At 44.0% G+C, this 15,547-nt stretch carries 13 protein-coding genes; 7 read left to right on the top strand and 6 right to left on the bottom strand.

Annotated features, from left to right (window positions below; translation table 11 throughout):
* Positions 1-203 precede the first annotated feature (203 nt).
* Both OCV24_RS15525 and OCV24_RS15530 read right to left on the bottom strand, forming a co-directional pair.
* A complete protein-coding gene (locus tag OCV24_RS15525) occupies positions 204-3,119 on the bottom strand; it encodes an alkaline phosphatase family protein (RefSeq protein ID WP_150877639.1) in 2,916 nt (971 codons plus the stop codon).
* A 156-nt stretch (positions 3,120-3,275) separates the two neighbouring features.
* Positions 3,276-3,614: a DUF1840 domain-containing protein gene (locus tag OCV24_RS15530; protein WP_046223016.1), complete on the bottom strand. Its 339-nt coding sequence runs from the start codon at positions 3,612-3,614 to the stop codon at positions 3,276-3,278.
* Positions 3,615-3,927: 313 nt separating this feature from the next.
* Here OCV24_RS15530 and OCV24_RS15535 point away from each other — a divergent pair, with 313 nt between their 5' ends.
* Positions 3,928-5,118, top strand: a complete 1,191-nt coding sequence (locus tag OCV24_RS15535; protein WP_077681123.1) for a GGDEF domain-containing protein — start codon at positions 3,928-3,930, stop codon at positions 5,116-5,118.
* A 36-nt stretch (positions 5,119-5,154) separates the two neighbouring features.
* On the opposite strand, the gene OCV24_RS15540 is transcribed toward OCV24_RS15535, so the two are convergent.
* On the bottom strand, positions 5,155-5,436 hold the full coding sequence (locus tag OCV24_RS15540) for a hypothetical protein (RefSeq protein ID WP_017057598.1): 282 nt from the start codon (positions 5,434-5,436) through the stop codon (positions 5,155-5,157).
* A gap of 158 nt (positions 5,437-5,594) precedes the next feature.
* Between OCV24_RS15540 and OCV24_RS15545 the strand changes: the two genes are divergently transcribed.
* Positions 5,595-6,467, top strand: coding sequence for a pirin family protein (locus tag OCV24_RS15545; protein WP_136980612.1), 873 nt, complete (start codon positions 5,595-5,597; stop codon positions 6,465-6,467).
* 179 nt (positions 6,468-6,646) lie between these two features.
* Here the strand turns inward: OCV24_RS15545 and ppnP are convergent, their stop codons facing one another.
* Positions 6,647-6,928, bottom strand: coding sequence for a pyrimidine/purine nucleoside phosphorylase (gene ppnP, locus OCV24_RS15550; protein WP_017057600.1), 282 nt, complete (start codon positions 6,926-6,928; stop codon positions 6,647-6,649).
* A gap of 306 nt (positions 6,929-7,234) precedes the next feature.
* On the opposite strand from ppnP, the gene OCV24_RS15555 reads away from it, so the two are divergent.
* Both OCV24_RS15555 and OCV24_RS15560 read left to right on the top strand, forming a co-directional pair.
* Entirely contained in the window at positions 7,235-7,699 is a 465-nt protein-coding gene (locus tag OCV24_RS15555) for a DUF2850 domain-containing protein (protein WP_046223014.1), read from the top strand.
* A gap of 367 nt (positions 7,700-8,066) precedes the next feature.
* Positions 8,067-10,607 (top strand): glycosyl hydrolase family 18 protein, encoded by a 2,541-nt coding sequence (locus OCV24_RS15560; protein WP_150877637.1) that lies wholly within the window; start codon positions 8,067-8,069, stop codon positions 10,605-10,607.
* Positions 10,608-10,731: 124 nt separating this feature from the next.
* Here the strand turns inward: OCV24_RS15560 and OCV24_RS15565 are convergent, their stop codons facing one another.
* The gene (locus tag OCV24_RS15565) at positions 10,732-11,580 is read right to left on the bottom strand and encodes an alpha/beta fold hydrolase (protein WP_046223012.1); all 849 of its coding nucleotides are present in this window, start codon (positions 11,578-11,580) and stop codon (positions 10,732-10,734) included.
* 234 nt (positions 11,581-11,814) lie between these two features.
* The gene (locus OCV24_RS15570; RefSeq protein ID WP_017057604.1) at positions 11,815-12,408 is read right to left on the bottom strand and encodes a TetR/AcrR family transcriptional regulator; all 594 of its coding nucleotides are present in this window, start codon (positions 12,406-12,408) and stop codon (positions 11,815-11,817) included.
* 160 nt (positions 12,409-12,568) lie between these two features.
* Here OCV24_RS15570 and OCV24_RS15575 point away from each other — a divergent pair, with 160 nt between their 5' ends.
* The 3 genes from OCV24_RS15575 to OCV24_RS15585 all read left to right on the top strand — a co-directional run bounded on the left by OCV24_RS15575 (position 12,569) and on the right by OCV24_RS15585 (position 15,509).
* Positions 12,569-13,525, top strand: coding sequence for an AEC family transporter (locus OCV24_RS15575; RefSeq protein ID WP_150877635.1), 957 nt, complete (start codon positions 12,569-12,571; stop codon positions 13,523-13,525).
* A 122-nt stretch (positions 13,526-13,647) separates the two neighbouring features.
* Positions 13,648-14,688 carry an acyltransferase gene (locus tag OCV24_RS15580; protein WP_017057606.1) on the top strand — a complete coding sequence of 347 codons (1,041 nt, stop codon included), beginning with the start codon at positions 13,648-13,650 and terminating at the stop codon, positions 14,686-14,688.
* A 167-nt stretch (positions 14,689-14,855) separates the two neighbouring features.
* Positions 14,856-15,509, top strand: a complete 654-nt coding sequence (locus tag OCV24_RS15585) for an START domain-containing protein (RefSeq protein ID WP_150877633.1) — start codon at positions 14,856-14,858, stop codon at positions 15,507-15,509.
* Positions 15,510-15,547: the final 38 nt, after the last annotated feature.

Genomic DNA, 15,547 nt, shown 5'->3' on the forward strand with positions numbered 1-15,547 from the left:
TTGTTTAAAATGTGTTATGTAGTTAGGAGGTATTGGAGATTATCGCACTTCGCAGTTGAATTTGGGCTTAAGGTATTTAATAGGTGCCCCAAGCAAACTAAATACCGTTTGTATTGAGCAATTTATTGAAATCTAATGTGGCTAATAAAAACCACATTAGATTCACTTTACGGTGTCACAATCTAAACGATAGATAATTGGATCTAATTGTTTTTAGACACATCCAATTTATTCAGCAACGACGGATACCCCCAACCATTTTCGCCCGCCACCACTTGCTCTCCAGTCAAATACTCAAAGAGTGTCGGCGCTAAAGATCCGTTAGCTTCAATTTTCAATGGCTGAGAGTTTTCGCCAATTGGCGCTCCCCAGAATCCTATAAAGGCATCTTTCTCTAAGTAATCCTCACCAGCATGACGCCCTGGCACCTTGGTGTTGTAGCCAATTCCCGCTTTAGGGAACAAGTTAACCGTGCCAGCCCTATCTTCAAGGTAGATATTAGCCAGTTGATTCACTGAATCTGGTCGAGGTGTTGGTTGCGTTAATGAAGTCCACTCTGCACTGCTACACCACGTTGTCACATCCGCCTTAACCGCTCGGTTAATACACTTTTCGACCAATTGAGAATATTGTGAAAAATCAGCTTCGCTTGGTGATGCTAGGTATGGGTTTAACCTTTGCGTATTGAGCAAAATCGGCGCTCGGTTGTCTTCCAATGACTCATAGAAAAGCTTGTCACCTTCACGTGTGATCAATTCATCAACCCTTTTTAAATCACGGTTGCCAATCACACGAACAGCGCAACGTTGTTGATCACATGTGCTTTCTCTTACGACCATGTAATCCAGACTTTCAGGCAGGCGTTGCGCTATCTGATTAATGATGTCTATGTTCTGACCAGCTGGCGCTGCAATCGGAGACCACTGCGTGAGTTCTTGGTAAACCGGCTGAACCTGCCACCCTTGAGCCGAATTAAAGAAGTCCATCATGAAGTTACCACCGGCAGTCGAGGCGACCACCACATCCAATTCCTTCGAGCTTGGGTAGCTTAGAGCATTGGTGATTTTAGGCCCTTCCCCCTCGTCTGAAGATATCTTCTTAACCACAATTGGATACTCTAGCTCTGCTTGTAAGCCTTCAAATACCTGCTTTTCGGGGTTGAGCGCGTAGAACACTGGCGTTAAACCATGATCCCCAGCCATGCCCCATAGCGTTTTATCGTAAACGCCTGCACTGCGGTAGGTCGCTTCAATCTGACGAATCCAATAGTCCAGTCGGTTAAGCTCTCCCGTCGGCATCAGAATTTCGTCACTAAAAGGACCGGTAAAGTGTGCGAAGTGATCCGGCCATGGGTTATAAACCAAGGTATAGTCTGGCATCCCTTTTCCATCCAACTCGGCAAACTGAGTAATCGATTGTTTAACCTGAGCCTTCTTTGAAAGCTTAGTGAAAAAATCAAAGCCCGATATAGACAGGTACGCTTCAATATCTTCAATCAAGGCTTCACGCTTTTCTCGTAGAACGGCTTCAACTTCAGAACGCTCCTCAAGCTCTTTGACGCAGCGTTTCTCACCGTAATCACGTAACGACTCTCCTAAACCTAAGTTCACTAACCCATCATAAGTCGTGTGCGCATTCCAGTCGTACTGTGCGTTGCAGTTCAGCGTTTTGAGATAATCAAGGCGATCAAACATGGTTTGTACCTTGTTGTTTGCCATCAACACATCCAACTGCAGAGCATCATTACCAAAGAAGTAATACGCTCGGTCGATCTCTCGGTCGACAAAATGAAAATTAGGGATACCCGTACCACCATTACCAGACACTTTTGCGCCCGTTTTAATGATCGGTAGGTTGCGTACACTGATTGTTGGAGTAGAAGAGATACCCACTCGGCTTATATTATTTCGATTCTCTTGATAGAGTTTTTTGAAGAACGGAAGATAATTCGGGTCACGATAGGTTTGTTCAGACAGAACCTCCATGAACCGAACCTGCTGTTGATGTTCAGGCTCGATCACTGTTTCTAGATTAGGTTTGTATTGCGCTCGGTTTTTATGATTCTGGTACGCCACCGAGATGAAAGGCGCATTCTCATCGACCAAGCCTTCGATCACCCCTTGCTGTAAACCATCAACCGTCACTTGAACCGCAAAGCGTTTGTTCTGTTGGGATTCTAAGAACTGAATGAGCGCATCAGGCTGGTCACTGAACGCTTGCTGCATCCAATCATCGAGCGCTTCTGCACGTTCTTCTTTAAACACAAATTGTCGGTAGGCTTTCAGCAAGTTTAAGCGCACAAAATCAATAAGAGTGACCGTCAGAGCTTGTGCTTTGTTATTCGGCTTATCGGCGTTTTCTGGTTTACCATCTTCTGCAATTGCCAGCATTGCAGATTTCATGTCACCGTCATCCATGCCCAATGCCGCTTTACCGATCAAATCAACGATGATCGGTTGAATCTGAGCGATGATCGCTAGATCTTCAGGGCTATTGGTTAAGTATGTGTAATTCGCGGGGAGCGTGTCCATATCCTGCCAAACACCAATTTCGAATAACGCATCGTAGATAATCACCATGTTGGCAATGAACTGCTCATCGATACGAATACCTTCATGGTGACCTGTTGCTTCAGTCGAGGTATCTGGCTCTTTATGCTCTGAGACTGGCTCATCACCGACATAATAGAGGCTATGTTCAAAGCCTTTTAAAGCCTCGTTATCATAGACTGTCGACAGATACCCTTTGAATACATCTTCACTACCCAAACCGGAATAGCGGTCGTAGTAACTATAGAGAAAATAACCTAAAGGAATTGAGTAAGTCGGGTTGGACAACTGAGCGATCACTCGCGCTTTCGTTTTAGCATCTAAAGGCAGCGCAAGAATGTACGCATCTAATGTTACGCCGCCGATGGTGAAAAGTGCGGCATCGCGAGTGAGTTTGGCGGAGTAATCTAGGCTTGAAAGCACTTGATTCTTCAGTACATCACTGGAACTGAACACCCCACCAATAACAGGCGTTGTCGACATATCGGCAAAACTAGGCGCCGACACTAGGGTCAACGAAAGGCTACTAAACAAACTGGCGTAGCGACGGGCTTGGGAATAGAAACGCATCCAATATCCTTTAGGTCAAATTACTTTCATAAATACAACCTATTGTTTCAGCTCACTTTCATTAGTCAACTACGTTTACTTGTGCATCGTTCACTTATGTATTCGGAGTGAAAGCTTTAAGAATGATAAGCGAACCTTTACTTACGTCAATCAACCTTAAAGTTGCTTGCCACTACCGTCTTCCCATATCACTTCACACTCTTCTTTGATCGCTGCTGTTAATAGTTCAATCAGTGGGAAAGCTCTACTACTTATGTTGACAGGAACTTCGGCACTATTGTCTTCGTTCTCGAGGTCGGTATCGTCTTGTTCTACAGGTTGGTTTTGCTCAGCTTCAATCTCCCTACGTAAGTTGTTCAACGCTTGAGGTACTTCTGCGGCATCAATAGCACCAGGAACCGTTCCGCTATGTCCAAGCATCTTAATAAAATGAAGTGCAACATCACCAAACATAGTGACGCTAGCATGAGCTTTGCAATTAAAGGTAATTAACATAATTAGTCTCTTTGAGTTTTATTGTATACAAACTATGTTGAGTAAATCTTTAGAAAGCAAGCGCATAATGATGAAATAGATTCCATGATTAGACGCTCCAATGTAAGTTTACCACTATCCCGTCACATTCAGTGATACACATCACTGTATAAATCTCACTCAGCCACCTTTAACATAGAACCTTGATAGTAGTCACACTAAATAGATGACAAAGGGTCCGCGTAGGTTGTTATTTAATCTAGTATTAATGCCATTATCAAATTTTAGTGGCACAAATCACATGAACAGGCTAGTGGGCAGACACATAGAAGAAATGGCGGATATACGATCCACTCGAAAGCAAAAAATTGTCTACGCCTTCTCACTCATTGCCGCAGCTTTATTCATTTTTTACACTTGGGCTTATCTCCAAGGACAGCATTACACCTTGTTAACTTTCGAACTGTGCTTTGCTTTTATCGCAATATCAAATGCAATTTATGTTAGAAAAGCCATTACCCCCCACTATTCTGAATTAATATTAAGTTGTGTACTATTAGTACAAGGCATTATTCTGTTCTTGCACAGCCACGCTATCCCAGACCGAATACTCTGGCTATACCCTATTTTGGCCGCAGTGATTTTCATCAATGATTTCAGAATTGGAGTCATCTTCAGCACCTCATTTTGTGTCTTTATCAGTATTCTAATTACGGCGCTACCTAGCAATTTTTCTTTGCCATTTAACAGTATTCATCGCTTTATTCTCAGCTTATTGATGATGAGCTTGGTATGCCATACGTCAGCTTATTACTACACAAAAGCCGTGAGTTATATTCAGCGCCTGTATAAAGAAGGCATTGAAGACTTAGCCTACAGGGACCAACTCACAGGGCTAGCGAACCGTTGGAGCTTCGAAAGGTGGGCAACTGAAAAGCTCACGACCGTTGATAGTGAGCGATCACTTACTGCATTGGTCTTTCTAGATATTGATGACTTTAAAAATATTAACGATAGTTATGGGCACGATGTTGGCGACAGTGTCTTACAGCATTTTGCCAATCGCTTAAGCAATAATATTCGAACCAGAGATCGAAAACGTCATGAATACGATTATTCAATTGCACGCTTTGCTGGGGACGAGTTTGTTCTGATGCTCTACGATATTCCCAATCGCAAAGATTTAGACGGTATTTTAAATAGGATTTGTGGATTATTCGAAAGCGGATGCCAAACTAACGAGAGAATCAAAGAGCTGACACTCAGCGTTGGCGTATCACTTTACCCGCAGGATGCTAAAGAGTTACATGAGTTAACAAGATGCGCCGATAAAGCCATGTATGTTGCGAAACATTCAGGAAAAAACCGATACGCTTATTATCACGACAACCCGACATCGACCTTAATAGAAGAGTTACCGACGAACCTAACCAGCTCAGAACCTGTTTCCTCTGAACTTGAAGATTGTCTTGAAGCGAAGGTTGAAGGGAACAATGTGACGCAATTAAAAACTCGCCAACGCTAGCCAACCCTGTAAGTTAGCCGCTATATAAATACCTTTTTAGCCCGCCATATACATCAGCCAAAGGCTGACTAACCCGATGATGATAATCCATACCACTTGTCGTGCTCGGTTTGGGTTATTGCCTTTAGGTCTTACTACCGTTTTAAGAACAGTTTGCTTAGCCGACTGAATAAACGGAGCTTCAATCTCACGCTTTTTCACGCGACGCTTAACCGCGCTGTTCGCAACCTCTGTAAAACGCTGACTTTGATCCGTTGTAAAGTCGTTATCAAAGCCCACCCGACCATTCTTTTCGCCATGTTTTTGCTGTACTGCCATAGCGGCCTCCTTGGCGGTCTACTCTACATCCAATTATAGACATAATTTTATATTGTTACCTGTTCAATATTTTCGAATAAGTCACTCAAAGCTGTGCCGTCTACTTTTTGAATCAAATTACATAAACTACAGCTATTCAAGTTTATGAGGGTTTCAAAATGACGAATGTAAGAGCAGTAGATCATGTGCTTGCAGCACATGCCACCTCAGATGGTGATGGTGTCAAAATCCAACGACTCGCTGGTTTTAATAACGCACGCTTCTCTCCATTTTTGATGATTGATGAACTTAAGTCGGATGAAAGCAAAGACTATGTTGGCGGCTTTCCTCCACATCCTCACCGTGGGATAGAAACGCTCACTTACATGCTGCAAGGTCACTTCCAACATAAAGACCATATAGGGAATATTGGAGAGCTACGCAGCGGTGGCGCTCAGTGGATGGCTGCAGGTCGTGGCGTCATTCACAGCGAAATGCCAATGATGGAAGAAGGCACGCTGCATGGTTTTCAGATTTGGATAAACCAACCTGCAACACACAAAATGCAGCCAGCGCAATATCATGATTTTCAAAGTGAAAGTATTGCAGAGTATCTAAATGAACAAAGCGGTTTACTAAGAGTGATCGCTGGTGGATTTGAATTACATAACAGAAATGAAAATGATTCAGAGGCTTTGCAAGCACAAGGTCCATTGCAAACGACAGGTGTGCCATTAAGCGTTGCGGATTGGCGAGCGAATTCAGGACAACAAGTAACGCTAGAGACTCTAGTTGATCATAATGCCATGACTTATGTGTACCGAGGCACGATTCAGATCGGAGACAAAGTCATCAACCAAGGTCAACTGGCCCTGTTAACAAAAGCTGAATTGTTGTCTTTAGAAAGCCTAGAAGATTCAGGTGTGCTGATTTTTTCTGGTCAACCGATTAATGAACCGGTTGTGCACTATGGTCCGTTTGTCATGAACTCGATGGAAGAGATTGAACAGACAATTCAAGACTACAACAACGGGATATTTGAAACTTATTAGTGCTCTGGCTTTAAGCTTTGGCGAAAGTATTGAAAAGATTTTGTAACGAACAACGATTTAGTCATCCATTTGATGACTGTAAAAACAAGTGACACTATCCACTGCCGGTTACTATCACTTATTTAACCACGCTCTTGGAGCGTGGTTTTTCTTATTAGTCAGAGACTACTCGAAGGATCTTACAAATACTCACACAGGTAAGCTGTCGCTTCTTTTACCTGTAAGTCGAATGAAGAATCACCCGCAACGTCAAAAGACTCACCAGATTGGTATGTCGTCCAGTCATCATCGCCAACACGCTTTACAATCAAAGCACCTTTAACAACGGTCATTTTTTCTGGAGCCGCAGTACCAAACGTGTATTCACCAGCCGCCATCACACCAACACTCACATCAGCACCAGATTGGTTAAACGCTAACGACTTAACGCCACCTTCAAAGTATGTGTTTTCTTTAATCATTGTACTTCCTTGTTATCTCAAAATTGCAATTATTGGGCTCAACGAATAAGCCTATGCGTAACTCTAGGTGATCATTGTTTTAACCAATTCGAGACTGTCCTACAAGAAATAAATACGCATAGCTTAGTCATTTATGGAATTCGATTTTATTGGTAGCATAAATGCTGAGGTAAAGATTAAAAACCGCCAACGCAACCAAATTTTTTGGAACATTCGATCCTGCTTCTAACTCTTAGAACAATTTTTGCAAACTAAGGTTTTAGTTAATAGAATCTAAAACAATATCAGTCGAAAAATGAAGAGATAATGGCAAAAAATCCGACTAAAAGCAGAGATCTACTTGCCAACTTGCTACTCTACGGCTTCCTATTCGCTGGCTTTATGATTGCCCTCAGCGCTGGTTATTTTGCTTACCAAACCCACCAACAATCTGTCAGCCCAAGTAATGTCTATGGCACATGGATAGAGATTGCTGCTCCACCTTACAATACCGATATCCTTACGCTTTCTGATAAGGGCGTGATAATGAACCATCGCCTCATCAGTACTGCATTTGATTTTGATGGTCAGATTGTCACCATCAACACTGGTTCTGGAAAGACAGTTTACACAATCAGTGGCACTTACGATTCGCCTCGTTTAAAGCGATTGGTTCCTAGTACTCCTTCTCAACAGTTCATTAAAGAAGGCTATGAAGATACTGCAATCGGTGATACTCATAGTATCATGCAACAACGACGTGCTTCATTAGCTGAGCAATTCAAAAGATAACCCTGCGCAAGATCTCCCTCCGGCCAGCCTTTTTACCAACACCCTTAGCTTTGTGATACCGCTTCAATTCACGGTATTTCTTATAGTTTGTCACAAATTTTTATAACTTCATGTCGTGCAATTTCACTTATGAGATCTTCTTAATGAACATTGTTTTGTTTTATAAAACATGGACTCAGCCTCTCATTCACTAAGCAACAGATTTGTAACAAGGTACAATTTTTTAGTTGTCCATCGAAAATAGATTTATTTTCAGTTCTGAAATTAAAACTCTCTCGAATACTGACGGGGAAGCTCCATCAAAACTGACTGGAGCCGTTTATGGGGCCATTTGGTTCCGTAACCTTCAAGGAATGAGAGAAAAAGTATGATTCGTATAAATACCTGTGCTGCGAGCATCGCTCTAGCGCTATCTGGTACAGCATTAGCTGCTCCAACAGCACCTAGCATCGACATGTACGGTTCCAACAACCTGCAGTTTTCTAAAATTGAACTCGCGATGGAAACCATATCAGGCTACAACCAGATGGTTAAATATCACGACAAAGCGAAGGTCGACGTTAAATTCAACCAATGGAGCGGGACATCAGGAAACACTTACAACATCTACTTTGATGGCGTTAAAGTTGCGACAGGCCCAATCACTGGCAGCCAAACCACAGCTTCATTCGAATACGGTCAGGGGGGCTTATTCGAGATGGAAATAGAAGCGTGTGACGAAACAGGCTGTAGCAAGAGTGCGCCCGCTCAGATCACAATCGCCGATACCGATGGTTCACACTTAGCACCACTAGCGATGAATGTAGACCCGAACAACAAGTCATACAACACCGATCCCAACACAGTCGTAGGTACTTACTTTGTAGAGTGGGGAATTTATGGTCGTGACTACACGATAGACAATCTGCCCGCAGACAACTTAACTCATATCCTTTATGGCTTCATCCCAATTTGTGGCCCTAACGAATCAGTAAAATCGGTAGGCGGAAACAGCTACAACGCACTCATGGCAGCTTGTCAGGGTGTTAACGATTACGAAGTGGTGATTCATGACCCTTGGGCAGCTTTCCAAAAAAGTTTCCCTCAAGCAGGTCACGAATACAGCTCCCCTATCAAGGGTAACTACGCGATGATGATGGCGCTAAAGCAGCGCAATCCAGATTTAAAAATCATTCCATCAATTGGCGGTTGGACACTGTCTGACCCATTCTTTGATTTCACAACTAAGGCAAACCGTGACACCTTCGTAGCGTCTGTTAAGAAATTCCTTAACACATGGAAATTCTACGACGGTGTGGATATCGACTGGGAATTCCCTGGTGGAGGCGGCGCTGCGCCAGACCTTGGTGACCCTGTAAACGATGGCCCAGCTTACATTGCCCTGATGGCAGAGCTACGCGTGATGTTAGATGAGCTAGAAGCTGAAAACGGTCGTACTTACGAGCTAACTTCTGCGATTGGTGTCGGTCACGATAAGATTGAAGATGTGGACTACGGCGATGCTATCCAATATATGGATTACATCTTCGCAATGACTTACGACTTCTACGGCGGTTGGAACAACGTGTTAGGCCACCAAACAGCATTGAACTGCGGTAACTTCATGCGCCCAGGTCAATGTGATGGCTCAGGACTTGATGAAAATGGCGAACCATACACTGGCCCAGCTTATACCGCTGACAACGGCATTCAGTTGCTGCTTGAACAAGGTGTTCCAGCCAACAAACTCGTGGTGGGTACAGCAATGTATGGTCGTGGTTGGGAAGGCGTATTACCATCATCACTTTCCGATCCTAGCGACCCGATGACAGGGGTTGGTAACGGCAAGCTGAAGGGTAGCTCTGCACAAGGTGTGTGGGAAGATGGCGTAATCGACTACAAAGGCATTAAGGCGAACATGCTTGGTGCTAACAACCAAGGCATCAACGGCTTCGAATACGGCTACGACGAAATGGCAGAAGCGCCTTACGTTTGGAACCGTACTTCAGGGCAACTGATCACATTTGATGATGACCGTTCTGTCAAAGCAAAAGGCGCGTACGTTCGTAGCCTTGGCCTTGCGGGTCTATTCTCTTGGGAAATTGATGCGGATAACGGCGACATCCTAAACGCAATGCATGAAGGTCTTGCCGGCGGTACAACAGATCCTGTAAACCGCAAACCAACGGCAGCCGCTGGTGCAGACCAATCGGTTGAAGGCCCAGCTTCTGTTTCTCTAGATGGCAGCGCTTCAAAAGATAGTGACGGTACGATTGCGAGCTACGTTTGGTCACAAGTGAGCGGAACCGCAGTAACACTAGCTAATGGCAATACAGCAGTTGCAAACTTCGATGTTATTGAAGTTACGCAACAAGAGACGCTAACATTCAGCCTAACCGTAACAGACAACGAAGGCGCAACGTCAACAGACACAGTTGTTGTAACGGTAAACCCTAAAGACACAGGCCCAGTCAACACCGCTCCGGTAGCAGTGGTTACAGCTCAGGCTAAAGCCAATGCGGGTGATGTGGTAGTGGTAGATGCGTCAGCGTCTAGCGATGCAGACCAAGATACATTGGCCTTCACGTGGGATGTACCAGCAGGTATAAACGCAACAGTACAGGGCGCTTTGGTAAGCTTTGTCGCGGCTGAATACACGCAAGATACGACGCTGAACTTCTCTGTAACGGTCAGCGATGGCACAGAGACATCGGTAGCGGCTACTTCAGTAAAAGTTCTTAAGAACACGACAGGCGGCGGTACGTGTACTAACGCTTGGGATTCAAGTGCGGTCTACACTGGCGGCGACCAAGTGACTCAAGGCGGTAAGGTTTGGGAAGCAAAATGGTGGACTACAGGTGAAGATCCAACCACAGCAGGCCAATGGGGCGTGTGGAAAGAGATCGGCCCAGCTAGCTGTGCCAACTAAAAAAATGGAATTTAGTTAAACACAGCTAAACACCTAACAGTAAAGGCCAACCAGAGAATGCCTGGTTGGCCTTTTTATGATTTGTTCTCTTAGTTGGCGCTCCGCTGACTTACGCTCGTTAAGCTTAGCCAATCAAGTTATCAAAGCTCTCGAATACTTGTGGGCACTTCATCACTCGACCGTGCCCTTGGCCTTGAGTCGCAATCAAGGTAATACAATCCATTTCATTAGCCGCACGCTGAGACACATCAAACTTCGAAAACTTGTCTTTCTCATCATGTACAATAATCGTCTGAGATTTACGAAGTGCTAGCTTCCCATAAGGGTCGACAGACTGAAGTGGATAATTAAACTGCTCTTCCACTTCTCCCACGACTGCCTCAAACAGCTTCATTGAGTAACCAGAACGAGCCACACTCTCAAATAAATTTTCTAGATAATTCAACACAGGTGCAATCAACAACAACGGCTGGTTTTCTAATTTAACGTGCCTGCACTCCAACGCAGAAGCAGTGCCCATACTGTGACCGACCAAACCTGCTACCTCACCCACCGAATCGAGAATAGTTTCAAGGCCGTTCACAAATGCAGGAATATGACCATGTACGCCATCGCTGCCACCATGCGCGGGGTGATCGTAAGCTAGAGCCGTGAAACCTTTAGCCGCGATATGCTCCATCAGAGGAAAGAACTGACTCGCGGTACCAGACCAACCATGAGTAAGCACCCAAACTGGACCAGTGCCCAAAGAGTAGGTTTTTAAAACGCCATCTCGACCTTTGATCTCACTTTTGATCAGCCCTTGTGGATCGGCGTTTTTTTGCTCTGTACGCATTGGTGTGAGCAGCAGTTTACGCGCTGTTTTCTTTGCATGGCTCGGCGCTAGAATATAATGCAGGTTCGTTGTCGCACCAATTAGGCTGCGTTTGAAGCTGAATTTATTCGATGTATTGAAGTAGATTTTGTCACTCATGACCGTTCCTTATATTGCCATATCATTGGCTTATCGAGCTCGGCCATAAAAACGAACGACCGTGCTATTTGTTGGTGTAAAAAATGGCGCAGAACTTTTTATAACTGCTTACTGCCACTTCTCTTCAAATTTTCAGGTTTTAGATAAGCAAAGCTCACATGCTTCGCGAACTCTATGTTTTGCGAACTAAGTGGTTTGCAAGCTAAGTGGTTTGCGAACTAAGTGATTTACGAGTTAAACCGCTTCCCAGCTGGCGACTAAACGTTCTACACCACTCCAAAAGTGAGTGTGGCTCGCTTGTTGGCCCCGTAAGGAGTAAAACAAGTTCGCGCTCAAGTAGAGACCGTATAACTCAAAGGTTGCCTGCTTAGGGTCTAAATCGGCTCTGAACTGTTTACTCTCAACCGCTTTTGCAATCTGAATCGTCAAGTAATCAATCCACACTGAAATCGTTTTCTGCAGCGCTTTCTGAATCACAGAGGTTTCACTGCCCGCATCTTTCCATGCATCAATAAACATGCAGCTACCTTGAAACGAATGATTCCAACCCAGCCAATTGTCGAGCAGCTGCTTTAGTTTCGCTTCAATATCACCATCCCCCAACTCTCGCGCGGGAATGATGACTCTTTCAGTGAATATGGCGTTGGAATACTCGAGTACAGAGAGCTGCAGGTTCTCTTTAGAGTTGAAGTGCGCGAACAATCCACTCTTAGACATGCCACACTGCTTGGCTAATTCACCAATCGTTAAACTCTCAAGCCCATTTTCACTCGCAAGTGCGAATGCATGGCTCAAAATATACTCTTTGGTTATCTTTCCTTTGCTCATTATTCACCAATGATAAATCTGATGGTTTATTTTTAGCACGTTCGTACTTTTTTTCAAGTTTTTTGCTTTACCACTGGGATTTAATTTCTCTTATCAAAGAACTGTGGAAAAATGCGACAGTATTCAAAGGAAATTGAAATCGACTAACAAAGGAAAAAGAATGAACACACTTTGGGAACAGTTTGCGTTTTCGGCGTCAGTAACAGGCCCTATCTGTTTAATGCTGTTTCTTGGTGTGGTGCTCAAGCGAATTGGCTTAATCAATGACAACTTCATTGATGTCGCATCCAAGGTGGTGTTTCAAGTCACTCTACCCGCGATGTTATTTCTCAGCATTGTTCAGTCTCACCACGATTTTGCCGCAAGTGGAAAGCTCGTTATTTTTGGCTTGTTAGCCAACCTTGCCTTTTTCGTGTTCACCACTGTCAGCACTAAAATTACCTTTAAAAAGCCTCAAGACCAAGGTGTGATAGTACAAGGTGGCTTTCGAGCCAACACCGCTATTATCGGGCTTGCTTATGTTGCCAATATATACGGCAATGATGGTGTCGCGCTCGCAGCTCTTTATGTCGCCTCCTTGACGGTTCTCTATAATATTCAGGCTGTTATTGCGCTTACTCCAAAGGGTCAAGAATCAGGTAACAAAGCCATTCAAGTCATCGTTAAAACACTTACCAAAAACCCGCTTATTATCTCGATCGCCTTAGGTGTATTGTTCTACTTATTATCGATTCCAGTACCAAAAATGGTAACAGATGCAGGGCAGTATTTTGCCAATATGACTTTACCGTTAGCCCTTTTGTGTACGGGAGGTTCGCTTGATATACGCTCCCTAAAAGAAGATAAAGGCCCAGCTTGGTTCTCAACCGGATACAAACTGGTTTTGGCTCCGCTAGTGATCACGCTTACTGCCCTGCTCTTCGGTTTTAGAGGATTAGATCTTGGCCTTATTTTCTTGATGAGCGCAGCACCAACCGCTGCCGCAAGCTATGTTATGGCACGTGCGATGGGCGGAAACTCAACGTTGGCTGCCAATATTATCGCGCTAACCACTGTCGTTTCACTTATCACTTGCACGCTTGGTATATTCGTATTAACAGCAATGGATTTAATATAGCTGCGACAGGCTTCAAAAAATAAACATAAGCCTTAAATCAAAGGCCTCCACCTTTGATTTAGGACTAACTGATTCCACATAAAGGCTGTTAGATTTTACGAAATTTTTCTTAGAGATCTGATATGTCTTCCGTTCAACATACGTCTTCACAACGCATCGCCAGTATCGAGTTGGGTCGAGTGGTTGCTATCTTGGCGATCATTGGCTTACACGGCCAGATGGCACTGACTTATTGGCAAATAGATGAAGTGCCATGGATTGGTTATGTGCTCAACCAGGCAGCTCGCTTCGCCGTGCCTCTGTTCTTCCTTATTTCCGGCTATCTTATTCAACCTAAGCTCACCGCATCGCCTTGGACAACCTTCATCAACTACTCCAAACCACTACTCAAAGTTTGGTTGATTTGGAGCGTCATTTGCCTAGTCATGCCATTCAATCTCGCTAAGGTTGAAGAGTTAGGTTACTTAGGCGAACGCCAAGGCTACTGGGACTTTTTAATGAACACTCCACTTAACTCTTTCTTAGAGGGTGGATTGGTGCATTTGTGGTTTATTCCCGCTCTTGTGTGTGCCGTTTTGATCATCGCCTTAATGGTTGAGATGAAACTCGACAAACTGCTATTGCCAGCGGCTATTCTGCTTTATGTTTATGGTGTGTTGGCGGGCAGCTATGCGAGTTTAACCGATCTAAGCGCGCCGTTCTTCACGCGTAACGGTCCGTTCTTTAGCACGTTAATGGTGACCTTAGGTTTCCTCATTCGACAGCATCAGTGGAAAATATCATCAGCTAAAGCGTTGGGATTATTAGCGTTAGGCATGCTAATTCACTTTGCTGAGGCTGCATGGCTAACCCAATTTGATATCACCTTTAATATTCACGATTTCTTATTGGGTACAGTTTTTTGGGGGATGGGTGTGTTTATGTGGCTTCTCGCTAATCCAAACATCGGCGACTACGCATGGGTTCGTGTTATCTCAAACCGTATGTTGGGTATCTATGTAAGCCATCTACTGATCATTATCTTACTGTTCAATGTTTGTGGAATATTAGGTATCACGGGATTAGCCAAAGATAGCATTGTATTCTTCGGTACCTTTATGCTTAGTTTCATGCTTGTCGTTGGTATCGAACAAACACCACTAAAGCGATGGCTATTACGTTAATGCTTGTTTTCACGTCAATTCAAATGGCAGCTTCAAGGCTGAGGTTAAGCTAAAGCAAATCATTATCTAAGCTAAGATGAAGCAACCAAAAGTCAGTATCTAATGTTCGCATTAATGCCACAAAGGTTATAATTTAGTTATAGCCTTTCTTTTTTTCAGGACGAAAAATGAAGCCCCTACACAGACTAACCATTTTTATCACCTGTATTTTACTTTTTAGTCCAATAGTATTTGCAACCACCGAATTACCATGGATATTTGTAAAAAGTGAAGATGGCATTATCATTCACAAACGACCACATAATGCGGGGTTGGTAGAGATACAAGCACAAATGCAAACGCCCACCACTTATTCTGGTTTTTTGTTGCTATTGGAAGACAGTGAGAACGTACCAAATTGGATAGATAACGTGTCGAACAGCCGCGTCTTGATGCAGATCTCTGACGCGGAAAACATCGTCTATACCCAATTCAAAGCGCCATGGCCAGCCCAAGATAGAGACATGGTGACCTACTCGAAATACAGAGTGGAGGATGGGCAGTTTGTCTTATCTATTAAAGATGCATCGAACTATTTAGCTAAAGAGGCAGGGTATATTCGAATGTACGACATCGACGCCTTGTGGACCCTACAGCCTCTCACCAATGGCAATACCTACATCACCTATACCGCTTATGCGAACGCAGGAGGCATCTTACCTAACTGGCTAATGAATAAGTTATCGATTAGCAGTGCACTGAGCACGTTTAAAGGGTTGAAAGAGCAGCTACCAAAGTACCAAGGCCAACAACACCCGAACCTGCCAAACGAGCCTCGCTAACGATACAGGTCTAGTTAACGTCAGTTAGGGCTATATTT

The sequence above is a fragment of the Vibrio kanaloae genome, from assembly GCF_024347535.1.
In the GTDB taxonomy this organism is placed as follows: Bacteria; Pseudomonadota; Gammaproteobacteria; order Enterobacterales; family Vibrionaceae; genus Vibrio; species Vibrio kanaloae.